Raw genomic sequence first — 21,938 nt, 5'->3', positions numbered from 1 at the left:
CGTTGGGCCTGGCGTCCGTCCTTGACGGCCCGGCACCCTGTTCCTAGCGTGCGGAGTAGACACGTCTAGACAGGTAGGGCAGGTGGCTCGGCGATGACGCAAGCGCAGGACCCGCTCGGCAGCACCGACGGAAGACCCGCCGGCCGCCCGATCCAGGTGGAGACGCACGGACTCGACGTCATCGGGGACGCCGAGCGCAAGGGCACCCCGCGCACGCTCTTCTGGCCCTGGTTCGGCGCCAACGTCTCCGTCCTCGGCCTGAGCTACGGCGCCTTCGCGTTCGGCTTCGGGATCTCCTTCTGGCAGGCCCTCGCCGCCGGCGTGCTCGGCATCGTCGGCTCGTTCCTGCTGTGCGGGTTCATCGCGGTCGCCGGAAAGCGCGGCTCGGCGCCCACGATGGTGCTCAGCCGGGCGGCGTACGGAGTGCGCGGCAACCGCCTGCCCTCGGTGATCTCCTGGCTGCTCACCGTCGGCTGGGAGACCGTCCTCACCGCGCTCGCCACGATGGCCACCGCGACCGTCTTCGGCCGCCTCGGCTGGGGCGGCGGCACCGGGACCAAGGCCGTCGCCCTCGTGGTCGTGGCCGCACTGACCGTCGTCGGCGGAGTCATGGGCTTCGACCTGATCATGCGGCTGCAGACGGCGATCACCGTGATCACCGGCGTCCTCACCGTCGTCTACGTCGGTCTCGTCGCCGACCACATCCACTGGAGCACGGTCAGCGCCGTCCCGTCGGGTACCGCGCAGGAGTTCATCGGCGCGCTGGTGTTCATGATGACCGGCTTCGGCCTGGGCTGGGTGAACGCCGCCGCCGACTACTCCCGCTATCTGCCCCGGAGTTCGTCCAGCCGCTCAGTCATCGGCTGGACCACCTTCGGCGCCTCGGTGGCCCCGCTGCTCCTGCTGGTCTTCGGCCTGCTCCTGGCCGGTTCCTCGCCGGCGTTGAGCAAGGCCGTCGCGGCCGACCCGATCGGCGCGCTCACCACGATCCTGCCCACCTGGTTCCTGGTGCCGTTCGCCGTGGTCGCGGTCCTCGGCCTGGTCGGCGGCGCCGTCCTCGACATCTACTCCTCCGGTCTCGCCCTGCTCTCCGCCGGCCTGCCGGTGCCCCGCTACCTGGCCGCCTTCCTCGACGGCCTCCTGATGATCGCCGGCTCGGTGTACATCGTGTTCTTCGCCGGCGACTTCCTCGGCCAGTTCATGGGCTTCCTCACCACGCTCGGCGTCCCCATCGCCGCCTGGTGCGGCATCGTCCTCGCCGACCTCGCCCTGCGCCGCCGCGACTACGACGACGGCGACCTCTACCGCCCGCACGGCCGCTACGGGGACATCCCCCTGCCGCCCCTGCTCCTCACCCTCGCCGCCACGGCCGTCGGCTGGGGCCTGGTCACCAACACCGCGGCGAGCTGGCTCACCTGGCAGGGCTACCTTCTCGGCCCGTTCGGTCTCGGCGGCAAGACCGGGGCCTGGGCGTACGCCAACCTCGGCGTCCTGGTGGCGCTGGCGCTCGCCTTCCTCGGCCACCTGCTGACGGGCCGGGGCCGGGTCCGCGCGCAGGAGGCGCAGGCACCGAGCCCGGTGGCCGACGCGGGGGTGCTCCACCCATGACCGCCGGACACCTCGCCGTCATCGACATGCAGCGCGTCTTCGCCGACCCGGCGAGCCCCTGGGCCACCCCCCGCTACGCCGACGCGGTGGCGGGTGTGCGCAGCCTGCTGCCGGCCTTCGCCGACCGGGTCACCTTCACCCGCTTCCTGGCCCCAGGGAAACCGGCCGGGGCCTGGCGCGCCTACTACGAGGCCTGGCCCTTCGCCCTGCAGCCCCCGGACGCCGAACTCTGGCACCTGTCCGACGAGTTCGCCGGTCTGGCCGGCCATGTCATGGACGCCACCACCTTCGGCAAGTGGACCCCGGAGCTCGCCGCCCGCGTCGGCCCGGACGCCCGTCTGGTCCTGGCCGGTGTCAGCACCGAGTGCTGTGTGCTCTCCACCGCCCTGGCCGCCGCCGACGCCGGCATCGAGGTGCTGGTGGTCGCGGACGCCTGTGCGGGCGTGGACGACGACTCCCACCTCAAGGCCCTGCAGATCATGGAGCTGTACCGGCCGCTGGTCCGGGTCACCACCGTCGACGACCTCCTCGCCGAGGCCGGACCGTGACCGGCGTCCCGCTCAAGCACCAGCGGATCAGCCGGATCCTCGCCCGGGAGATCCGCGAGGGCACCCGCCGAGCCGGTGAGCGGCTGCCCGGCGAACACGCCCTCGCCGAGCGGTTCGGCGTCAGCCGTACGACCGTCCGTGCGGCCCTCGCCGAACTGTCCGAGGAGGGCCTGATCGCGACCCGCACGGGCAAGGGCTCGTACGTCGTCTTCGACGGCCGCCCGCCCGAGGACCGGCCTCGTTGGGCCCGCGCCCGCCCGGTGCGGCGCGTGGACACCACCGTGCGGACCCTCGCCGTACGCGAGACGCACGACGCGGCCCTGGCTGCCGAACTCGGCCTGGAGAAGGACGAGTTCGTGTGCGTGGAGCGGACCCGGGAGCTGGTCGCGGACGGTACGGTGGTGTCGTACGAGCGCAGCCTTCTGCCGCCGGTGCCCGGGATCCGCGAGCTGCCCTCCCGGGGCCTCGGCCGGGCCTCGCTCACCGAGGTGCTGCTGCGGGCCGGGCTGCGGCCGGACCACGGGGAGCAGCGGGTGTCCGGACGGCCGCTGGACGCCGGGGAGGCGGAGCTGCTCGGGCGCGCGCCGGGGGAGTGGTTCCTGGTGACGCGGTGGACCGGCCGGGCCGCCGACGGCTCCTTCGCCGAGTACGTCGTCACCCTGCTCGACACTGTCCACTTCGAGCTGACCCTCGCCTTCGGCTGACGCTCCCGCGTCAGGTGCGCCCCGTCCCCCGGTAGAGGTCCAGCTCCCCGTCGAGTTCCACGGCGAGCACCGTGGCGTACTCGTCCACGTCCCCCGCCGCCGGCGCGTCCAGCCAGGTCACCCCAGGCACCTCGTGCAGCCCGCCGGTGACCCGGTGGCCCAGCTCGGCGCCCGTCCCGTGCACGCTCACCCGGCGCACCCGGTTGCGCAGGCCCCGCACGGACACCGTCTCGCGCGGGACGTCGAAGCACACGAGGTACAGCGTCCGCCGGTCGGCCGACAGGGTGCTGGGGCCGTAGTGATGTCCCGGCGGCAGGCCGGCCACCGTGCCGTACACGGCGGTGCTGGAAACCCCAGGAGTCGTTGACGGTCAGGCACAACTCCCAGGGCCCGTCGGGTGCCTGGAGCGGCACGCCCTGCTCCGGGGTGGCGTAGTCGCCGTGGCTCAGCATGCGCGCGTTGAGGACCGTCTCCGGGTTGCCGGCCAGGATCCGCGCGACCAGAGCCTGAAGGCCCCACTGCTCCTCGGTGCGCTCCCACTCGCCGTCGAACCACAGCAGATCCGGGCGGAACCGCTCCACCAGCTCCCCGACCTGACCGTCCCGGTTGGCGAGGAACCGCGCCCGGGCCGCCGGATCCTCGTCACCGGGCCGGGCGTGCGCGACGGGGGTCGGGGGATCCTCGTCCGGGTCGGGGTGCCGGGTGCTCGTGTAGTCGGGGTGGTTCCAGTCCGAGTGGGAGCAGTACAGGCCCACCCGCAGGCCGCGCTCGCGCAGCGCGTCGGCGTACCCGGCGATCAGGTCACGCCCCGCCGGCGTACGGCGCACCACGTTCAGGCCACCGTGGGCGCTGTCCCACAGGGCCACACCGTCGTGATGGCGCGCGGTGAGCACGGCGTACCGGGCTCCGGCACGGGCGAACAGGTCCGCCCAGGCACGTGGCTCGTAACGGGACGCGGTGAAGCCGTCCAGCTGCTTCATGTACCGCTCATGGGACACCTGCCCGGTGTAGAACGACCAGGACTCCGGGACGCCGTCCACCGCGTAGACACCCCAGTGGACGAAGATCCCCATCTTGGCGTCGCGGAACCATGGCTGCATCGGCATGCGGCCACGCTGGAGCCCGGGTGACCCGCGCGGGCGACGATGGCCCCTGCCGGTGGATTTTCACCGTCTTCGGCCACCACCGGGACCGGGCCACCACCGGATCTCCCGCCGATCCTCACGCATGTCCCGTGGCCCACCGGGTACGCGAGGCGGAGCACGCCCGGGCGCGGTTCCACCCCCCGGGTGGCCTGTACGACCGTCGCGACCTGGGGACATGCCATGGAGACACCCGCACAGAACGACCTGCCGACGCCGGCCCAGCAGGCGCTGGACGCGCTGGCCGTGAACGCCGAGGACCAGAGCGCGCTGGACGTCCTCGCCCACAGTGACGTGCTCGTCCCCGTGCCGGACGACGCGGTCGACGGGGAGGGCGCCGATGCCACCACCGTGGCCCTGCCCGTCCTGGAACAGCCCGGAGGCGATGCCGTCGTCCCCGTCTTCACCACGGAGGGCGAGATGGCCGGGCTCCTGCCCTTCGTCTCCCGTTACCGCCTCATCCCCCTCGGCGCCCTGGCCTCCCAGTGGCCCGACGAGGAGCTCTCCCTGGCGATAGACGGCAGCTCCACCCACGCCCTGACGCTCACTTCCCAGGGGGTGCGCACTCTGCTGGCCAGGTGAGGAAGCGCCCCGTCAGGGGCGCGGGGCCGTATCGACATGCGGCTCCGCCGCGCGCGTACGAGGACGGCTGGAACTGCCCCCTGCCGAGGGGTGGACACAGGCCTTCCGGAGGGGAAGATCCCCGGCGAGAGACAAAGCGCGGCGCGTGAAGGAGCCGATGGTCGTGAGGGTCGTCCTGCTCGGCACCGCCGCCGGTGGCGGCTTCCCGCAGTGGAACTGCGCCTGCTCCCTGTGTACGGCGGCGAGGGACGGCAAGCTGGCCTCCCGCACCCAGGAGTGCGCCGCGGTCACCGGCAACGGCCGCGACTGGTGGCTGCTGAACGCCTCGCCCGATCTGCGCACCCAGCTCTCCGCCACGCCGGCGCTGTGGCCCGGGCCCGGCCCCCGGGACACCCCGCTGCGTGGCGTCCTGCTCACCGACGCCGAGGCCGACCACGTCACCGGCCTGGCCGAGCTGCGCGGAGCGGCGGGACTGAAGGTCTACGCCGCCCCGCCGGTCCGCGCCGTGCTGGCTCCCGCCCGGGCCGCACTGGACCGTTACGCCCCCTGGGAGTGGGCGGACAGCCTGGCCGACGGCGGGTTCGTGCTGGCCGGCGGGCTGGTGGTCACGGCGCATCCGGTGGGCGCGAAGATCCCGAAATACGTGCCGGTGCAAGCGCCGGAGCCGGCCGGCCCGTGGGTGACGGCGTACCGCGTCGAGGATCTCGCCAGCGGGGGAGTGCTGGTGTACGCGCCCTGCGTGGGCGCCTGGAGTCCGGAGCTGGACGAGCTGTGTTCCGAGGCCGACTGCGTACTGCTGGACGGCACCTTCTACACGGCCGACGAGATGGGCACGACGGTACGGTCCGGGCCCCGCCAGGCCGCCATGGGACACCTCCCGGTCACCGGCCCGGACGGCACCCTCGCCGCCCTGGCCCGGCATCCCGCTGCACGCCGGATCTACACGCACCTCAACAACACGAACCCGCTGCTCGACCCGGAGTCACCGGCACGCGCGCGTGCCGCTGAGGAGGGCGTGGAGGTCCTGCCCGACGGGGCCGAGCTGGTGCTGTGAGGGTCCTGTCCGGTGCCCTAGTGGTCCTGACCGGTGCTCTGGCGCTCCTCGCCGGTCAGCATGCGCTCCAGCACGGCGCGCTGCAGTGGCAGCACCTCGGCGTGCAGCCCGCGGCCCCTGGGGGTGAGCGCCACCCACACCCCGCGCCGGTCCTCCGCGCACACCGAGCGCTCCACCAGCCCGTCCTTCTCCAGCCGGCCGATCAGCCGGGACAGCGCGCTCTGGCTGAGATGGACCCGGCCGACCAGGTTCTGCACCCGGCACTGGTCGCCCTGCGCGGGCGACTCGGTCGCCAGGATGTCCAGCACCTCGAAGTCGCTGGCGCCCAGCCCGTACGGATGCAGGGCCCGGTCGATCTCGCACATCGTGTGGGCGTGTACGGCGAGGATGTCCCGCCACCGTTCCTCGAGCCGGGCGTCGGCCGTCTTCACTGCCATACCCGCACCGTAGCACCGATCCGGCCAATCGTTGAGTGTGCAACTAGTGCGGGTGCAAGAAGGCCGTTCGTGCGAGTGGGGCCGGGTCTCAGGCGGCCGGGTCCTGGAGGAGGCCGATCATGTTGCCGTCGGCGTCCTTCACGGAGGCGATCAGCCGGCCGTTGCCGACGTCGCGCACGTCCTGGACCACCTCGGCGCCCGCCTCCAGCAGGGCCGCGAGCCGCTCGCGGAGATCGGTCACGTGCCAGAACGGCACCGGTCCGGTGAGCCCCTGGGCGTGCCCGTTCGGGTCGAGGCCGACGTCCTGCCCCTCGGCCTTGAAACCGACGTAGTAGGGCTGGTCCGCGTACGGCTCGACACCCAGCAGCGCGGTGAACAGGGCCTTGGCAGCGTCCTTGTCCTTGACGGGGTAGATGATCGTCTGCACGCCGGCGGTCATGGGAGTCTCCTTCTGAGGTGCGTGGCCCGACGGGTTTTCCGTCGGTGCACCTCACGCTAGGACCGGGGACCCCGCCCCGGCTTCTTCGATCCTGACCGGTTGCGGGCTCCCCGTGGGTCACTCGGTGTGCAGCACCTTCCCGGCCACAGCGGCGCCGCAGACGCCCGACGACACTTCCTGGCACCCCGTGGAGCGCTCCGGCGGCTCACGCGGAAGCGCGCCGCACCAACTCCGTAGGAAGGATCACCGCCGCCGCGTCCTCCCCGCCGATCTGCGCGAGCAGCACCCGCACCATCTCGTTGCTGATCCGGTCCCACGGCTGACGGATCGTGGTGAGCTGAGGGGTCGCGGCCGTAGCCGCCGGCGAGTCGTCGAAGCCGCCGACAGCGATGTCATCCGGCACCCCCTTGCCCGCCCGGTGCAGCGCCGCCAGCACACCCTGCGCCATCAGGTCGGAGGCGACGAACACCGCGTCGATGTCCGGGGCCTGCGCCAGCAGCCGCTCCGCGCCCGCCTCGCCGCTCGCCCGGCTGTAGTCCCCGGAGACGATCAGGCGCTCGTCGGCCCCGATGCCGGCCTCGGCCAGCACCTCCCTGTACCCGGCGAGCCGCTCCACACCACCGGGGGTGTCCAGTGGACCGGTGACCACGCCGATCCGGCGCCGGCCCAGCGACAGCAGATGCCGGACCATGTCCCGGGCCCCGTCGCGGTCGTCCGCGGCCACGTAACTCACCTTGGAGCCCAGGCCGATCGGCTTGCCGCAGGCCACGAGCGGCACGCCCGCCTCCCGCAGTTCCTCGGCGACCGGATCGCCGGAGTGACTGGACACCAGCAGCACCCCGTCGACGTGCCCGGCGGTGATGTACCGCGTGATGCGCCGCCGTTCGTCCTCGGTGCCCGCGATCATCAGCAGCAGCGGGATGTCGTGCGCGGCCAGCGCCTGGGTGCAGCCGCGCAGCAGGACGTTGAAGTTGGGGTCCTCGAAGAACCGCTCCTGCGGCTCGGTCAGCAGGAAGCCGACCGAGTCCGAGCGGCCGGTGATCAACGACCGGGCGTGCCGGTTCACGACGTACCCGGTCTTCCGGATGGCGGCGTTGACCGCCTCGGCCGCGGCGGGGCTGACGTAGTGCCCGCCGTTGAGCACACGCGATACGGTGCCGCGCGAGACGCCTGCCTCGCGCGCCACGTCGTGGATCGTCGGCGGTTTGCGCCGGCCCGCCGAATTGCTCATGGTCATGACTTTACGGCTCCGGAGAGCAGGTCGAGGCTCCAGAACCGCTGAATCACCAGGAACAGCGCGATCAGCGGGAGCACCGCGAGGAACGCGCCCGTGATCACCAGCGTGTACAGCGCCGGGGTGTTGGAGCCCTGCTCCAGCAGCGTGTACAGGCCGAGGGTGAGCGGGAACTTCTCGTCGTCGCTGAGCATGATGTACGGCAGCAGGAAGTTGTTCCACACGGCCACGAACTGGAACAGGAAGACCGTGACCATGCCGGGGATCATCATCGGCAGCGCGATCCGGGTGAAGATCCGCCACTCGCTCGCCCCGTCCATCCGCCCGGCCTCCACCACATCGGCGGGGACGGCGGCGGACGCGTAGATCCGGGCCAGGTAGACGCCGTACGGGGAGAGGATCTGGGGCAGCAGTACGGACAGGTACGAGTCCGTGAGGTCCGCCTTCGCCAGCAGCAGATACTGCGGGATGGCGAGGATCACCGGCGGCATCAGGACGCCCGCGAGCAGCACGTTAAAGATCGTCTCCCGGCCCTTGAAGCGGTAGGTCGCGAGCGCGTAGCCGCTGAACGCCGAGACGGCCGTCGACACCAGGGCGCCGAGACCGGCGTACAGGGCGGAGTTGCCCATCCACTGCCAGTAGATGCCGTCCCGGTAGGCGCTCAGGTCCTTGATGTTCCGGGTGAACCCGGTGCCCGGCAGGAAGGTGAAGGTGGAGAACAGCTCGTGCCCGGACTTGGTGGAGGCGATCACCACCCAGGCCACCGGCAGCAGGGTGTAGATCGCGCCGATCAGCAGGGTGATCGTCGGGACCAGGGCGATCCGGCGCCGCAGCGGCGGGCCCTGCGCCGTACCGGGTGTGGTGCCGGCGGCCGGCGCGGCCTTGTGGACGGCGAGGGCACTCATCCTGCTGCCTCCTGCTTGGTACGGCGGTTCGCGGCCCGCAGGAACCCGAAGGACAGCACCAGGGTGGCAAGGGCGATCAGCGTCGCCTCGGCCGCCGCCGAGTAGATGTCATTGCGGTGGAAGGCGTCCTGGTACACCTTCATCAGCGGACTCCAGCTCAGGTTCACGGAGTTGGTCAGCGGATGGAGGGTCGTCGGCTCGTTGAACACCTGGAGCGTCGCGATGATCGAGAAGAAGAACGTCAGCACCAGCGAGGGCGCCACCATCGGGATCTTGATCCTCAGCGCGATCTGCAGCGGGGTGGCCCCGTCCAGCCTGGCCGCCTCGTACACCTCGGCCGGGATCGACTGGAGCGAGGTGTAGATGACGATCATGTTGAAGCCGGTGCCGCCCCAGACCGCGATGTTCGACAGGGCGAGATAGAGCGGACCGCCGTCCAGCAGGTTCGGCTGCGGCAGGTGCAACTGCTGGAGGACGTAGGAGAAGGGGCTGACGGAGGGCAGGTAGAGGAAGCCCCACATCAGCGCGGCCACGACGCCTGGGACGGCGTACGGCAGGAAGATCGCGAGCCGGGTGAACGGGGCGAGCCGTACCGTGTCGGAGTCCAGCATCAGCGCGAACAGCAGCGCGAGACCGAGCATGACCGGGACGACGATGCAGCCGTAGCCGAGCACGCGCAGCGCGCCGTGCAGCAGTTCACCGTCGTGGAAGGCGTCGGTGTAGTTCTCGAAACCGGCCCACACCTCGTTCCGGGCCCCCGCCCCCAGGCCGAGGCCGGAGACGTGCACCTTGCGGAAGCTGAGCCAGAGCGCGTACCCGATGGGCAGGGCGAAGAAGAGGGCGAACAGGATCGCGGCGGGGAGAAGGAAAAAGTAGGGCGCGCGCAGCGCTCCTTTGAGGGCGGTGGTGGGAGACGGGTGGGCGTACGGGGCCCCCTTGACCCCGTACGACTTCCGGCTTGCGGTACTGGTCACTGGGAAACCCCGAAGCCCTGCTTCTTCATGTCGGCGACCGTGGCGTCCTGCATGGTGTTCAGGGCGGCGACGAAGTCCGACTTGTTCTTGGCGGCGGCGCCGAACGCGTCGTTGAAGGTCGCGTAGGCGACGTTCACGTTCGGGCCCCACGCGGAGGGCGCCGTGGTCTTCGCGATGTCGGCGGCCTTCGTGTAGAAGTCGGCCTGGTGGGCGAAGAACGCCGGCGGGTCGGTGAAGGCGCCGCTGAGCTGGGCGGAGGTGGAGGCCGGGTAGATCCCGCCGTCCTTGGCCAGCGCGTTCAGGGCGTCGTGGTCGGTGTTCAGCCAGGCCGCGAACCTGGCGGCCGCCTCCTTGTGCGCGGAGTCGCTGGTGACGGCGGTGGAGGAGCCGCCCCAGCTGCCGGTCACGTCCTGGTTCTGGGACCACTGGGGGAGCGGGGCCATGGCCCACTTGCCCTTCGTGTCCGGCGCGGCCGTCGTCAGCGTGCCGGGCGCCCACACGGCGCTGACCCAGGCGATCTCCTGGCCCGTGTTCAGGGCCTTGTTCCAGGCCGGCTGGTACATCGGCTGGTTGTCGATGACACCTTCCTTGACCAGCCCGCCCCAGAACCGGGCGACCTTCTGGGTGGCCGCGTCGTTGATCGCGACCTTCCACTTGTCGCCGGAGGTGGTCCACCACTTGGCGCCGGCCTGCTGGGCGAGACCGGCGAAGAGGCCGGAGTCGTTGGCGGAGAAGGTGGTCAGGGACTTGTCCGGCGCCTTCTTCTTCAGGGTGCGGGCGACCTGGGCGAACTCGTCCCAGGTGGTGGGGACCTTCAGGCCGTACTTCTTGAACAGGTCCGTGCGGTAGTAGAACATCATCGGGCCGATGTCCTGCGGTACCGCGTAGACCGCGTCCGTGCCGAGCGTGGTCTGCTGCCACACGCCGTCGGCGAACTTGCCCTTCACGTCGCCGACTTCCTTGGAGATGTCGGCCAGCGCGCCATTGCTGACCAGCGTCGGCAGTGCCTGGTACTCGGCCTGCACCAGATCCGGGGCCTTCTTCGCCTTGTGCGCGGTGAGGATCTTGGTGACCAGCGTGTCGCCGGAGGCCTGCTTCTTCACCGTGACGGTGATCCGGTCCTTCTTCCCCGGCCCCTTGTTCCACAGGTCCACGACCTTGTCCATGCCGGGCGTCCAGGTCCAGTACGTCAACGAGACCGGACCGGACCCGGACTTGCTGTCGTCCCCGGAGCCGCAGGCGGCGAGGGTGGTCGCGCCGAGCGCGACGGCGAGGGCGGTTGTCACGAGGCGACGACGCTTCGTGTGCGGCATGGTTTCTCCCCTGACCTGGGTCCCCGCCCGCTGCGGGGACCTGCCATGCAGATGTGCACGTTCACATGACCTGGGTGCTCATTTCTGGAGGGCCCCTGCCATGCTTCTGTGAGCGTTCACAGTAGAGAAACATCCTGGACACTTGTCAATGGTTGTTGCTGTGCGGTTATGTTGGGAAAGCACCGCCGCTGTTGTGTGTGCACGTTCCCAAATGATCGATCCAGCGGGAGACACTCATGCCGGACACCAGCCCCAGGGGCCTCACCAGGCTCGCCTTCGGTGGGGACTACAACCCCGAGCAGTGGCCGGAAAGCGTCTGGCAGGAGGACGTCCGGCTGATGCGGGAGGCCGGCGTGACGATGGTGAGCGTCGGGATCTTCTCCTGGGCCCTGCTGGAGCCCTCACCGGGGGAGTACGACTTCGGCTGGCTGGACCGGGTCCTGGACCTGCTGCACGAGCACGGCATCCGCGTCGACCTCGGCACGCCCACCGTGGCACCGCCCGCCTGGTTCTACCGCGCGCACCCCGAGGCGCTGCCGGTCACGGCCGAGGGCCTGCGCTACGAGTTCGGCTCGCGCGGCGCGATCTGCCACAGCAGCACCGACTACCGCGCCGCCGCCGCGGCGATCACGACCAGGCTCGCCGAGCGCTACGGCGACCACCCCGCGCTCGCTCTGTGGCACGTCCACAATGAGTACGGCGTCCCCGTCTCGGCCTGCTACTGCGACTCCTGCGCCGCCCACTTCCGCCGCTGGCTCGCCGAGACCTACGGCACCGTGGACGCGGTCAACGCGGCCTGGGGGACGGCATTCTGGGGCCAGCGCTACACGAGCTTCGAGCAGATCAACCCGCCACGGGCCACCCCTACCGTCGGCAACCCGGGCCAGGCCCTGGACTACAAGCGGTTCGCCGACGCCACGATCCGCGAGAACTTCCGCGCGGAACGCGACATCCTGCACCGCCTCTCACCGGGCGTCCCGGTCACCACCAACTTCATGACCGCCCTCAGCCAGTGCGACTCCATGGACTACTGGGCCTGGGGCCGCGAGGTCGACCTCGTCACCAACGACCACTACCTGATCACCGACGGCCGCCGCACCCACGTGAACCTCGCGATGGCGGCGGACCTCACCCGCTCGGTGGCCGCCGGCGACCCCTGGCTGCTCCTGGAGCACTCCACCTCGGGCGTCAACTGGCAGCCCCGCAACCCCGCCAAGGCCCCCGGCCAGATGGCCCGCAACTCGCTCGCCCATGTGGCCCGCGGCTCCGAGGGCGCCATGTTCTTCCAGTGGCGCCAGTCCCGGCACGGCGCCGAGAAGTTCCACTCGGCGATGCTCCCGCACGGCGGCACCGGGACCCGGGTGTGGCGCGAGGTGGTCGAACTCGGGGCCTCCATCGCGTCGTTGAGCACGATCCGCGGCACCCGCACCGAGGCCGACGTGGCCATGCTGTGGGACTGGCAGTCCTGGTGGGCGCAGAACCTCGCCTGGCGCCCCAGCGCGGACCACGACCCGCGCGAACGCGCCGACGCCTTCTACGAGGCCCTCTACGACCGCCACCTCACGGCCGACTTCGCCCACCCGGAAGCCGACTTGTCGGCCTATCCCCTTGTCGTCGTACCGGCTCTGTACCTGATGACGGAGGCGGCCGGGAACAACCTCACCGAGTACGTCGGCAACGGCGGCACGCTCGTGGTGTCGTACTTCTCCGGCATCGTCGACGAACACGACGCCGTGCACCCGGGCGCCCACCCGGGCGCGCTGCGCGACGTGCTCGGCCTGACCGTGGAGGAGTTCTCGCCGCTGCTGAAGGACGAGCGGGTGCGCCTGACCGGCCCCGAGGGCTCCGAGCTGAGCGGCGACATCTGGACGGAGTTCGTCGTGCCGTGCGGCGCCGAGACCGTGTGGACCTACGCCGAGGGGCTCACCGCGGGCCGCCCGGCCGTCACCCGGCACCGGCACGGCCGGGGCACCGCCTGGTACGTCTCCACCCGCCTCGACGCCCAGGGCCTGGACGCACTCGTCGGCCGGGCGGCCGACGACGCCCGGATCGCCCCACGTGCCGACCTGCCCCGCGATGTCGAAGTGGTGCGCCGCAGCGGCGAGTCCGGGACCTACCTCTTCGCCATCAACCACACCGCCGGCGACACCAAGGTGCCGCTGGACACGCCCGGCACCGAGCTGCTGACGGGCGAACGCGCCGCGGGCCGCCTTCCGGTCCCGGCGGGGGCCGTCCGGGTCGTACGACTCGACGGCTGAGCCGGCTCCCCTCCGCCCGCGTGTGCCACGAGAGCCGTGGGCGGAGGGGTTCTCCTCCAGCCCCACCGGAGGACCCCCACCCCGTTCACGTCGAAGGGACGACGGACGATGAAGTTCCATCCCGGACGCACCACCAGGGCCCTGCTGCTGCCGCTCACGGCCGGGCTCGCCCTCGCCTTCCTGCCCGCCCAGACCGCGCAGGCCGCGAGCACCCTCACCAACGGCGGCTTCGAGTCCGACGGCACCGGCACGGCCACCCCCACCGGCTGGTCCGAGTACGGCGACACCGGCGCCTCGTACACCGAGGCGGGCGGCCACAGCGGCGGTTACCGCCTCACCCAGTACTCGTCCTCGGCCTACAAGGTGGAGACGTACCAGTACCTGTCGGGGCTGACCGACGGCAGTTACACGTTGACCGCGTGGGTCCGCTCGAGCGGTGGGCAGAACGCCGCGTACATGGCGCTCAAGAATTGCGGGAATCCGGAGCAGCGTACCGATCTGCCCATCTCGTCCAGTGGGTGGATCCGTATCGTCACGCCGATCAAGGTGACGAACAACCAGTGCACCATCAGCATCAACAGTGACGCGAACGCCGGCAACTGGATCAACGTTGACGATCTGACCTTCACGTCCGGTACCACCGGCACGTCCATCCACGGCGCCGACATCTCCTCCCTCGCCAAGAGCGAGGCCAAGGGCGGCATCTACAGGACCGCGTCCGGCACCACCGGCGACGCGCTCGCCATCCTGGCGTCGTACGGCATGAACTACGCCCGCCTGAAGGTCTGGGTGAACCCGGCCGACGGCTTCAACGACAAGACGCACGTCCTCGCCATGGCCAAGCGCATCAAGGCGCAGGGCATGAAGCTCCTGGTCGACTTCCACTACTCGGACACCTGGGCCGACCCCGGCGCCCAGACCAAGCCGGCCGCATGGACGGGCCACACATACAGTCACCTCAAGACGGACGTGTACAACCACACATACGACGTGTTGAACGCCTTGAAGGCTCAAGGCACCACCGCCGACATGGTCCAGATCGGCAATGAGATCAACGGCGGCATCCTGTGGTCCGAGGGATCCACGTCCAACTGGAGCCGGCTCGCCGGTCTGCTCAACTCGGGCTACGACGCGGCCAAGGCGGTCAGCTCCTCCACGGTCGTCGCACTGCACCTGGCCAAGGGCGGGGACAGGGCCGGCACCGAGACGTTCTTCGACAACGCGGTCGCGGGCGGCGTGAAGTTCGACGCGATCGGCCTGTCGTACTACGGCTACTGGCACGGTCCGCTCTCCGACTTCCAGACCACCCTGGACGACGCGGCCGCCCGCTACGGCAAGCCCGTCTTCGTCGCCGAGACCGCGTACCCCTTCACGCTGGCCGAGGGCGACTCGCTGGAGAACCAGATCGACACCGCCGCCAAGCTGGTCTCCGGCTACCCGGCGACGGTGGCCGGCCAGACCAAGTGGATGAACGACGTGGCGAGCATCGTGGAGGCCGTCCCGAACCACCGCGGCCTCGGTGTCTTCTACTGGGAGGCCACTTGGACCGCCGTCACCGGCAACGGCTGGGACCCGACCGACGCCACCTCCGGCAACGGCTGGGAGAACCAGGCCCTGTTCGGCTACGACGACAAGGCGCTGTCCTCAATGACGTGGTTCAGCCACCGCTGAACCACCGGTGACGGGCCCGGCCGCAAGGGGCGGCCGGGTCCGCGCCCATTTTCCAGGGTCATATGCACCCGCCTCGGTCGTACGGCCGTTCGGTACCGGACAACGACCGCCGAGTCCCGGACGCGACGGAGTCGGCCGGGCCACAGTGGGAACACTGCGTACGAGGAGGCCGGGGACGGAGGCGGACGGATGATGGGAACCCCCTCGGGCCGGATGCGGCAGACGATTCTGGAATGGCTCAAGGATCCGGCGACCCACTTCCCGGCGCCCCGCCGCCGCGACCTCGCCGAGACGGGAGTCACCGCGCGCGCCGTGGCCGCCAAGCTGGGCGTGCCCCGCCGGACCGCCCTCGCCCACCTGGACTTCCTCACCCGGCTCGGCCTGCTGCGCACCCGCCGCAGCTGTTGGGGCACCTGCTACCGGCGTGACGAGATCCGCATCGCGGAGGTCGCCCGGGTCTTCGAGAAGGGGTGGTGAGCCGAGCCCATGGACCGGCCTGCGGCACTGATCCCGCTCCACCACGTCGCCCTGGGCGCCCGCGGCCCCGAGGACGTCGTGGTGGACGGTCACGGCAGCGTGCTCACCGGAGTGGAGGACGGCCGGATCCTGCGCGTCCACGACGTCGGCGACCCGCGCACGGCCCGTGTGGAGGTGCTGGCCGAGACCGGCGGTCGTCCGCTGGGACTCGAACCGCTGCCGGACGGCGGCCTGCTGGTGTGCGACGCGGAACGCGGCCTGCTGCGCGTCGATCCCGCCGAAGGCGCCGCCGGCACCGTCCGCGTGCTCGCGGACTCGGTGGCGGGGGAGCGGCTCCGCTTCTGCAGCAACGTCGTCGCCCTGCCGGACGGCACCGTGTACTTCACCGTCTCCAGCCGCCGTTACCCTCTGGAGCACTGGATCGGCGACATCGTCGAACACACCGGCACCGGACGGCTGCTGCGCCTTCCGCCCGAGGGCGGCGAACCCGAAGTCCTGCTGGACGGGCTGCAGTTCGCCAACGGCCTGGCGGCCGGAGCCGACGGCTCCTTCCTGGTGATCGCCGAGACCGGAGCCTGCCGCCTCACCCGCTACCACCTCACCGGCCCGCGCACCGGGCACACCGACCTCTTCGCCACACTGCCCGGCATGCCGGACAACCTCTGGCGCGAGGGACCCGACGGCCCGCTCTGGGTGGCGCTCGCCAGCCCCCGCGTCCCACCGCTGCACCTCCTGCACCGCGCCCCGCCCGCCGTGCGCGGCGCCGCCGCCCGGGCCGCCGTACACGCGCCGTACCGCCCGAGCGCGACGATCGGGGCGGTGGCCCTCGACGACACCGGACGGACCGTCCGGCACCTCGCCCGCCGCCGCTCCCGCTTCCGCATGGTCACCAGCGTCTGCGCGAGCGGGGACCACCTCGTCCTCGGCAGCCTGTGGGAGCCCGGCGTCGCGGTCTGCGCGCGGACCGCGGCCCGCTGACACGGCGGTACGCTGGTGCCCGGCCGTGATCACCCGTCGGGGCAGGCCGAACAGGAGACGCAACCGCATGACAGCCCCGGAAGCCGAGAGCCTCCGTGTCCGCCCCACCCCACGGCGGCGGTCCGAGTGGCGTACCCAGATGCCCGTCGTCGCGGTGGTCGCCCTCGGCGGCGCCCTCGGCGCGTGCGCCCGCTACGGCCTCGCCCTGGCCTGGCCCACGCCACCCGGCGGATTCCCCTGGGCGACCTTCCTCACCAACGTCATCGGCTGCGCGGTCATCGGTGTCTTCATGGTGCTCATCACCGACGTGTGGGCCGCCCACCGCCTCGTACGCCCCTTCTTCGGCACCGGCGTGCTCGGCGGCTTCACCACCTTCTCCACCTACGCCGTCGACATCCGCAGGCTGGTCGACGCGGGCCGCCCGGGCCTCGGGCTCGTCTATCTCGCCGCGACGCTGTGCGCGGCCCTCGCCGCGGTGTGGCTGGCCTCGGTCGCCGCCCGCCGGGTGCTGATCGGGAGGAAGCGATGACGTCACTCACCGGCCGGGCTCTCAGGCTGACCGTCTACATCGGCGAGGACGACACCTGGCACCACAAGCCCCTCTACTCCGAGATCGTGCACCGCGCGCACGCGGCCGGACTCGCCGGGGCGAGCGTCTTCCGGGGCATCGAGGGCTTCGGCGCCTCCTCCCGCATCCACACCTCCCGCCTGCTGTCCCTGAGCGAGGACCTGCCCGTGGCGGTCGTCGTCGTGGACACCGAGGAGCGGGTGCGGGCGTTCCTGCCGCAACTCGACGAACTCGTCGACGAGGGGCTCGTCACCCTGGAGGAGTGCGAGGTCGTCCGGTACGTGGGACGCACAGGCGGCCCGGCCGGCACGGATCCGAAGGGTAAGAAGTCGTTGTGAACTGGCTGCTCGTCATCGCGGGGGCCGTGATCGGCGCGCCGCTGCGCTATCTCACCGACCGTGCCGTGCAGGCCCGTCACGACTCGGTCTTCCCCTGGGGCACCTTCGTGGTGAACGTCACCGGCTCCCTGATCCTAGGGCTGCTCACGGGCGCCTTCTCCGCCGGGGCGGCCGGGCCCCATCTGCAGCTGCTGGCCGGCACCGGATTCTGCGGGGCGCTGACGACGTACTCGACCTTCTCCTACGAGACCCTGCGGCTGACCGAAGCGGGCTCCGGCCTCTACGCTGCCGCCAACGTCGTGGCGAGCGTGGTGGCGGGGCTCGCCGCCGCCTTCGCCGGTGTCTCGCTCGCCGCCGCCGTGTGGGCCTAGGCGTTCACAAGAGCGCCAGGTGCAACAAGTACTGTCTACAACAATGTCGACCAACTCTCCTCAGAACTGGATCCCATGAGCGCCATCTCCGTCGGTCAGGCCGTCGTCCTCGGAGTAGTCGAGGGGGTGACCGAGTTCCTCCCGGTGTCCTCCACCGGTCACCTGAAGATCACCGAGGGGCTCATGAGCATCCCCGTCGACGACAAGTCCGTCGTCGGCTTCTCCGCCGTCATCCAGGTCGGCGCCATCGCCGCCGTGCTCGTGTACTTCTTCAAGGACATCAAGCGGATCGTCTCCGCCTGGTTCCGCGGTCTGACCAACCGCGAGGAGCGCTACCACCACGACTACAAGTTCGCCTGGTGGGTGATCGCCGCCACCATCCCGATTGTCCTGGTGGGTCTGGCGGCCAAGCCGCTGATCGACGGCGCGCTCGGCTCCCTCTGGGTGGTCGCCGGCTCCCTGATCGTCGGCTCCGCCGTGATGTGGTGCGCGGACCAGATGGGCCGGCACAAGCGCGGTGAGGACGACACGTCGTTCAAGGACGCGATGTGGGTCGGCTGCTCGCAGATCCTGGCCCTGCTCTTCCCCGGCTTCTCCCGCTCCGGCGCCACCATGTCCACCGCGCTCATCCTGGACCTGGACCGCGTCGCCGCCACGCGCCTGTCCTTCTTCCTCGGCATCCCGGCCCTGACCGGCGCCGGTATCTACGAGCTGAAGGACGCCCTCGGCGCGGGCGTCGGCGCCGCCCCGCTGGCCGTCGGCACCATCGTGTCGTTCGTGGTCGCCTACGCCTCCATCGCCTGGCTGCTGAAGTTCGTCGCCAAGCACTCCTTCAACGCCTTCGTGATCTACCGGATCGTCATCGGCGTGGGCCTGCTCGGCCTGCTCGCCACGGGCACGCTCAGCGCCTGACCGAACCCTCCTGATCACCCACGGGGTGCGGATGCCTGCATACAGGCGCCGCACCCCGTGAATGTTTCCTTACGGGACGCCTTGACAGCCCTGCCACGCAACCCGCAGGATCGCTCCGTGAACCTGTCAGACAGCCAGACAGGTGGCTCGGGTCCGCGGCGCATCAGCGCCATGGAAGCGGTCCTGGCCCACCTCCGCGACGCCATCGAACGCGGTGAGTACGCCATCGGCGACAAGCTCCCCTCCGAGGCCGAGCTGTGCCGCACCCTCGAGGTGTCCCGGCCCGTGCTGCGCGAGGCGCTGCGCGCGCTGCAGACGATGGGCCTCACGGTCTCCCGGACCGGCAAGGGCACCTTCGTCGTCGCGAACGCCGTCGAAGACCCCACGTTCGGCGACTACGCGGCCAGCGACCTGCTCGAGGTGCGCCGGCACATCGAGATCCCGGTCGCCGGATACGCGGCCGTGCGCCGCACCCCGGAGAACCTGGACCATCTGGCCCACCTGCTCGACCGCATGGAGCGGGAGACGGACACCACGGCCTGGGTCGCGATGGACACCCTCTTCCACCTCGCGATCGCCGAGGCCGCCCAGAACCCGGTCTTCCGCCGGGTCATCGAGGAGATCCGCGACGCACTGGCGCGTCAGTCGGCCTTCCTCAACGAACTGGGCGGCCGCCGCGAGCAGTCCAACCGCGAGCACCGCGCCATCGTCGAGGCGCTGATCGACGGTTCCGAACACGACGCCGTCCAGGCCATGAGCCACCACCTGGACCGCGTCGAGACGACCCTCACCGACATCGTGCGTCCCCAGCGGACGGACGACCTCCCCACGGAAGGCGGACCCGAGGCGTGAGCGAGCAGCACCTCAAAGACGAGACGCGCCCCTCGTCCGGCCATGTCGACGCCGGAGACGCCGGCTACAGCAAAGGCCTGAAGCACCGGCACGTCAACATGATCGCCATCGGCGGAGCCATCGGCACCGGCCTCTTCCTCGGCGCCGGCGGAAGGCTCGCCGACGCCGGGCCGTCCCTGTTCATCGCCTACGCCGTCTGCGGCGTCTTCGCCTTCCTGGTCGTACGCGCCCTCGGCGAACTCGTCCTGTACCGCCCGTCCTCCGGCGCCTTCGTGTCGTACGCGAGGGAGTTCCTGGGCGAGAAGGGTGCCTACACCGCGGGCTGGATGTACTTCCTGAACTGGGCGACCACCGGCATCGCCGACATCACCGCGGTCGCCACCTACACCCACTACTGGGGCATGTTCTCGGACATCCCTCAATGGTTGATCGCATTGATCGCCCTTGCGGTCGTCCTGACCGTCAACCTGATCTCGGTCAAGATATTCGGCGAACTGGAGTTCTGGTTCGCGATCGTCAAGGTCAGCGCGCTCGTGGTCTTCATGTGCATCGGCATCTTCCTGCTGGTCACCCGGCACCCGGTCGACGGCCACCACCCCGGCCCGTCCCTGATCACCGACAACGGCGGCGTCTTCCCCAACGGCCTGCTGCCGATGCTGCTGATCATCCAGGGTGTCGTCTTCGCCTACGCCTCCGTCGAGTTGGTCGGCGTGGCCGCCGGTGAGACCGAGAACCCCGAGAAGATCATGCCGAAGGCGATCAACTCGATCATGTGGCGTGTGGGCCTGTTCTACGTCGGTTCCGTCGTCCTGCTGTCCATGCTGATGCCCTGGAACACGTACAGCGCCGCCGAGAGCCCCTTCGTGACGGTCCTGTCGCACATCGGCATCCCCGCGGCCGGCGACGTGATGAACCTGGTCGTGCTCACGGCCGCCATGTCCTCGCTGAACTCCGGCCTGTACTCCACCGGCCGCATCCTGCGCTCCATGGCCATGAGCGGCTCGGCCCCGAAGTTCACCGCGCGGATGAGCCGCAGCCAGGTCCCGTACGGCGGAATCCTGCTCACCAGCGGTATCTGTGTCCTCGGCGTGGGCCTCAACTACGTCGTCCCCGCCGACGCGTTCGAGATCGTCCTCAACTTCGCCGCGATCGGCATCCTCGCGACCTGGGGCATGATCATGCTCTGTCACCTGCTGTTCTGGCAGAAGACCCGGAAGGGCGAGCTGACCCGGCCGTCGTACCGGCTGCCGGGCTCCCCCTGGACCGAAGTCGTGACGCTGGCGTTCCTCGCCTCCGTCCTGGTCCTCATGTACGCCGACGGCGGCGCCGGACGCACCACCGTGCTCTGTCTGCCGCTGATCGTCGCAGCGCTGGTCGCGGGCTGGTACGCCATCCGCGCCCGCATATCCCGCACGTCCACCGGCGCCGACGCGTGACCCGCGTACCGGCCGACCCCGACCCGTCGATGCAGGCAGTGATGTACAGCAGTTCCCCCGCCGACGCACCCGTCGTCCGCGAACCCCTCCATGCCCCCGTCGCCCACCTCGTCCGCGGCGGAGTCGTCGAGGGCATCCACTACGGCTCCGTCGTCGTCCTCGGCGCCGACGGCAAGGCGGACTTCCAACTCGGCGACATCGAGGCCGCCTTCTACCCGCGCTCGGCCGTCAAGCCCCTCCAGGCCGTGGCCATGCTGCGGGCCGGGCTGCCGCTCGACGGCGCACTGCTGTCGCTGGCCGCCGCGAGCCACTCCGGCGAGGAGCGGCACCTCGCCGGCACCCGGCGCATCCTCGAACTCGCCGGGCTCACCGAGGACCACCTGCGCAACGTCCCCGACATGCCGTTCGACCCGGTCGTCCGGGACGCCTGGGTGCGCGAGGGCCGCATGCCCTCCCGCCTCGCCCAGAACTGCTCCGGCAAGCACGCCGCCATGCTGTGGACCGCACAGCTCAACGGCTGGTCCCTGGAGGACTACCTCGACCCGCGGCACCCGCTCCAGCAGGCGATCCAGGAGATCGTCGAGGACCTGACCGGCCAGCGGGTCGCCCGGGTCACTGTGGACGGCTGCGGCGCGCCGCTGTTCTCCATCTCCCTGCACGGCCTCGCCCGCGCCCTGTCCCGGATCACCTCGGCCGCCCCCGGCACGCCCGAGGCCCGGGTCGCCGACGCGATGCGCTCACACGCCGAGATGGCCTCCGGCTCGGGGCGCGATGTCGCCGCGCTGATGCGGGCCGTGCCCGGATTGCTGGCCAAGGACGGCTTCGAGGGCGTGCAGGTCGCTGCCCTGCCTGATGGCCGGGCCATCGCGGTGAAGATCGCCGACGGGGCGAATCGGGCGCGGATTCCGGTTGCGGCCGCGGCGCTCGCCCGTGCGGGCGTGGACCCCGAGTTGCTGACCGAGTTCGCCGGAGAGCCGTTGCTCGGGGGTGGGGAGCCGGTGGGTTGTGTGCGTGCGGTGCGTGCGCTCGATCCGGTTCCGTTCACTGCCTGCGCGTAGTTCGCCGCATACCAATGGGGACTGCGGGTCGTCGCCGGGCTGCCGGCCATCTGTGGTTGATCGCGCAGTTCCCCGCGCC

22 protein-coding genes and 1 pseudogene are annotated in these 21,938 nt (G+C 70.8%); 16 read left to right on the top strand and 7 right to left on the bottom strand.

Annotated elements, in window-relative coordinates:
- Window positions 1-93: 93 nt before the first annotated feature.
- The 3 genes from ABT288_RS08435 to ABT288_RS08425 are packed head-to-tail and all read left to right on the top strand — an operon-like array spanning window position 94 to window position 2,860.
- Entirely contained in the window at window positions 94-1,608 is a 1,515-nt protein-coding gene (locus ABT288_RS08435; protein ID WP_351604091.1) for a purine-cytosine permease family protein, read from the top strand.
- Window positions 1,605-2,156 (top strand): cysteine hydrolase family protein, encoded by a 552-nt coding sequence (locus ABT288_RS08430; protein WP_351604088.1) that lies wholly within the window; start codon window positions 1,605-1,607, stop codon window positions 2,154-2,156. The genes ABT288_RS08435 and ABT288_RS08430 overlap by 4 nt, the downstream gene beginning before the upstream one ends.
- The gene (locus ABT288_RS08425; RefSeq protein ID WP_351604086.1) at window positions 2,153-2,860 is read left to right on the top strand and encodes a GntR family transcriptional regulator; all 708 of its coding nucleotides are present in this window, start codon (window positions 2,153-2,155) and stop codon (window positions 2,858-2,860) included. The genes ABT288_RS08430 and ABT288_RS08425 overlap by 4 nt, the downstream gene beginning before the upstream one ends.
- Before the next feature lie 10 nt (window positions 2,861-2,870).
- On the opposite strand, the pseudogene ABT288_RS08420 reads toward ABT288_RS08425, so the two are convergent.
- Window positions 2,871-3,966: pseudogene (locus ABT288_RS08420) on the bottom strand (alpha-L-fucosidase).
- A gap of 219 nt (window positions 3,967-4,185) precedes the next feature.
- Between ABT288_RS08420 and ABT288_RS08415 the strand changes: the two are divergent.
- Window positions 4,186-4,584, top strand: a complete 399-nt coding sequence (locus ABT288_RS08415; protein WP_351604084.1) for an SseB family protein — start codon at window positions 4,186-4,188, stop codon at window positions 4,582-4,584.
- A 163-nt stretch (window positions 4,585-4,747) separates the two neighbouring features.
- Complete coding sequence (gene pqqB, locus ABT288_RS08410) at window positions 4,748-5,638, top strand: pyrroloquinoline quinone biosynthesis protein PqqB (protein ID WP_351604082.1); 891 nt, start codon at window positions 4,748-4,750, stop codon at window positions 5,636-5,638.
- Between the two features lie 17 nt (window positions 5,639-5,655).
- On the opposite strand, the gene ABT288_RS08405 is transcribed toward pqqB, so the two are convergent.
- The 6 genes from ABT288_RS08405 to ABT288_RS08380 form a co-directional block, all read right to left on the bottom strand.
- Window positions 5,656-6,075, bottom strand: a complete 420-nt coding sequence (locus tag ABT288_RS08405) for a MarR family winged helix-turn-helix transcriptional regulator (protein WP_351604080.1) — start codon at window positions 6,073-6,075, stop codon at window positions 5,656-5,658.
- Between the two features lie 88 nt (window positions 6,076-6,163).
- A complete protein-coding gene (locus ABT288_RS08400; RefSeq protein ID WP_351604078.1) occupies window positions 6,164-6,514 on the bottom strand; it encodes a VOC family protein in 351 nt (116 codons plus the stop codon).
- 205 nt (window positions 6,515-6,719) lie between these two features.
- The gene (locus ABT288_RS08395) at window positions 6,720-7,751 is read right to left on the bottom strand and encodes a LacI family DNA-binding transcriptional regulator (protein WP_351604076.1); all 1,032 of its coding nucleotides are present in this window, start codon (window positions 7,749-7,751) and stop codon (window positions 6,720-6,722) included.
- Window positions 7,748-8,653, bottom strand: a complete 906-nt coding sequence (locus ABT288_RS08390; RefSeq protein ID WP_351604074.1) for a carbohydrate ABC transporter permease — start codon at window positions 8,651-8,653, stop codon at window positions 7,748-7,750. The genes ABT288_RS08395 and ABT288_RS08390 overlap by 4 nt, the downstream gene beginning before the upstream one ends.
- Entirely contained in the window at window positions 8,650-9,627 is a 978-nt protein-coding gene (locus ABT288_RS08385) for a carbohydrate ABC transporter permease (RefSeq protein ID WP_351604072.1), read from the bottom strand. The genes ABT288_RS08390 and ABT288_RS08385 overlap by 4 nt, the downstream gene beginning before the upstream one ends.
- On the bottom strand, window positions 9,624-10,940 hold the full coding sequence (locus ABT288_RS08380) for an ABC transporter substrate-binding protein (RefSeq protein ID WP_351604070.1): 1,317 nt from the start codon (window positions 10,938-10,940) through the stop codon (window positions 9,624-9,626). The genes ABT288_RS08385 and ABT288_RS08380 overlap by 4 nt, the downstream gene beginning before the upstream one ends.
- A 236-nt stretch (window positions 10,941-11,176) precedes the next feature.
- Between ABT288_RS08380 and ABT288_RS08375 the strand changes: the two genes are divergently transcribed.
- The 11 genes from ABT288_RS08375 to ABT288_RS08325 all read left to right on the top strand — a co-directional run bounded on the left by ABT288_RS08375 (window position 11,177) and on the right by ABT288_RS08325 (window position 21,859).
- Complete coding sequence (locus tag ABT288_RS08375) at window positions 11,177-13,198, top strand: beta-galactosidase (protein WP_351604068.1); 2,022 nt, start codon at window positions 11,177-11,179, stop codon at window positions 13,196-13,198.
- Between the two features lie 108 nt (window positions 13,199-13,306).
- Window positions 13,307-14,869: a glycosyl hydrolase 53 family protein gene (locus ABT288_RS08370; RefSeq protein ID WP_351604066.1), complete on the top strand. Its 1,563-nt coding sequence runs from the start codon at window positions 13,307-13,309 to the stop codon at window positions 14,867-14,869.
- 189 nt (window positions 14,870-15,058) lie between these two features.
- A complete protein-coding gene (locus ABT288_RS08365; RefSeq protein WP_351604064.1) occupies window positions 15,059-15,346 on the top strand; it encodes an ArsR family transcriptional regulator in 288 nt (95 codons plus the stop codon).
- Between the two features lie 9 nt (window positions 15,347-15,355).
- Window positions 15,356-16,324: an SMP-30/gluconolactonase/LRE family protein gene (locus tag ABT288_RS08360; RefSeq protein ID WP_351604062.1), complete on the top strand. Its 969-nt coding sequence runs from the start codon at window positions 15,356-15,358 to the stop codon at window positions 16,322-16,324.
- 67 nt (window positions 16,325-16,391) lie between these two features.
- A complete protein-coding gene (gene crcB, locus ABT288_RS08355) occupies window positions 16,392-16,853 on the top strand; it encodes a fluoride efflux transporter CrcB (RefSeq protein ID WP_351604061.1) in 462 nt (153 codons plus the stop codon).
- Window positions 16,850-17,230: a DUF190 domain-containing protein gene (locus ABT288_RS08350; protein WP_351604059.1), complete on the top strand. Its 381-nt coding sequence runs from the start codon at window positions 16,850-16,852 to the stop codon at window positions 17,228-17,230. The genes crcB (ABT288_RS08355) and ABT288_RS08350 overlap by 4 nt, the downstream gene beginning before the upstream one ends.
- Window positions 17,227-17,601 carry a fluoride efflux transporter CrcB gene (gene crcB / locus ABT288_RS08345; RefSeq protein ID WP_351604058.1) on the top strand — a complete coding sequence of 125 codons (375 nt, stop codon included), beginning with the start codon at window positions 17,227-17,229 and terminating at the stop codon, window positions 17,599-17,601. Before ABT288_RS08350 ends, crcB (ABT288_RS08345) begins: the two co-directional genes overlap by 4 nt.
- A 75-nt stretch (window positions 17,602-17,676) precedes the next feature.
- Complete coding sequence (locus tag ABT288_RS08340; protein WP_351604056.1) at window positions 17,677-18,513, top strand: undecaprenyl-diphosphate phosphatase; 837 nt, start codon at window positions 17,677-17,679, stop codon at window positions 18,511-18,513.
- 117 nt (window positions 18,514-18,630) lie between these two features.
- Entirely contained in the window at window positions 18,631-19,365 is a 735-nt protein-coding gene (locus tag ABT288_RS08335) for a FadR/GntR family transcriptional regulator (RefSeq protein ID WP_351604054.1), read from the top strand.
- On the top strand, window positions 19,362-20,801 hold the full coding sequence (locus tag ABT288_RS08330) for an amino acid permease (protein WP_351604052.1): 1,440 nt from the start codon (window positions 19,362-19,364) through the stop codon (window positions 20,799-20,801). The genes ABT288_RS08335 and ABT288_RS08330 overlap by 4 nt, the downstream gene beginning before the upstream one ends.
- 41 nt (window positions 20,802-20,842) lie before the next feature.
- On the top strand, window positions 20,843-21,859 hold the full coding sequence (locus ABT288_RS08325) for an asparaginase (RefSeq protein WP_351604182.1): 1,017 nt from the start codon (window positions 20,843-20,845) through the stop codon (window positions 21,857-21,859).
- Window positions 21,860-21,938 lie beyond the last annotated feature (79 nt).

It is taken from the genome of Streptomyces sp. NPDC001093 (assembly GCF_040298985.1).
Lineage (GTDB): Bacteria > Actinomycetota > Actinomycetes > Streptomycetales > Streptomycetaceae > Streptomyces.
This window is presented reverse-complemented; position numbering and strand designations above follow the sequence as displayed.

Coding starts and splice junctions, on each gene's coding strand:
- ABT288_RS08435 (WP_351604091.1), top strand. CDS start 94: ATGACGCAAGCGCAGGACCCGCTCGGCAGCACCGACGGAAGACCCGCC.
- ABT288_RS08430 (WP_351604088.1), top strand. CDS start 1,605: ATGACCGCCGGACACCTCGCCGTCATCGACATGCAGCGCGTCTTCGCC.
- ABT288_RS08415 (WP_351604084.1), top strand. CDS start 4,186: ATGGAGACACCCGCACAGAACGACCTGCCGACGCCGGCCCAGCAGGCG.
- ABT288_RS08405 (WP_351604080.1), bottom strand. CDS start 6,075: ATGGCAGTGAAGACGGCCGACGCCCGGCTCGAGGAACGGTGGCGGGAC.
- ABT288_RS08400 (WP_351604078.1), bottom strand. CDS start 6,514: ATGACCGCCGGCGTGCAGACGATCATCTACCCCGTCAAGGACAAGGAC.
- ABT288_RS08395 (WP_351604076.1), bottom strand. CDS start 7,751: ATGACCATGAGCAATTCGGCGGGCCGGCGCAAACCGCCGACGATCCAC.
- ABT288_RS08390 (WP_351604074.1), bottom strand. CDS start 8,653: ATGAGTGCCCTCGCCGTCCACAAGGCCGCGCCGGCCGCCGGCACCACA.
- ABT288_RS08380 (WP_351604070.1), bottom strand. CDS start 10,940: ATGCCGCACACGAAGCGTCGTCGCCTCGTGACAACCGCCCTCGCCGTC.
- ABT288_RS08375 (WP_351604068.1), top strand. CDS start 11,177: ATGCCGGACACCAGCCCCAGGGGCCTCACCAGGCTCGCCTTCGGTGGG.
- ABT288_RS08370 (WP_351604066.1), top strand. CDS start 13,307: ATGAAGTTCCATCCCGGACGCACCACCAGGGCCCTGCTGCTGCCGCTC.
- ABT288_RS08365 (WP_351604064.1), top strand. CDS start 15,059: ATGATGGGAACCCCCTCGGGCCGGATGCGGCAGACGATTCTGGAATGG.
- ABT288_RS08360 (WP_351604062.1), top strand. CDS start 15,356: ATGGACCGGCCTGCGGCACTGATCCCGCTCCACCACGTCGCCCTGGGC.
- crcB (WP_351604061.1), top strand. CDS start 16,392: ATGACAGCCCCGGAAGCCGAGAGCCTCCGTGTCCGCCCCACCCCACGG.
- ABT288_RS08350 (WP_351604059.1), top strand. CDS start 16,850: ATGACGTCACTCACCGGCCGGGCTCTCAGGCTGACCGTCTACATCGGC.
- ABT288_RS08340 (WP_351604056.1), top strand. CDS start 17,677: ATGAGCGCCATCTCCGTCGGTCAGGCCGTCGTCCTCGGAGTAGTCGAG.
- ABT288_RS08325 (WP_351604182.1), top strand. CDS start 20,843: ATGTACAGCAGTTCCCCCGCCGACGCACCCGTCGTCCGCGAACCCCTC.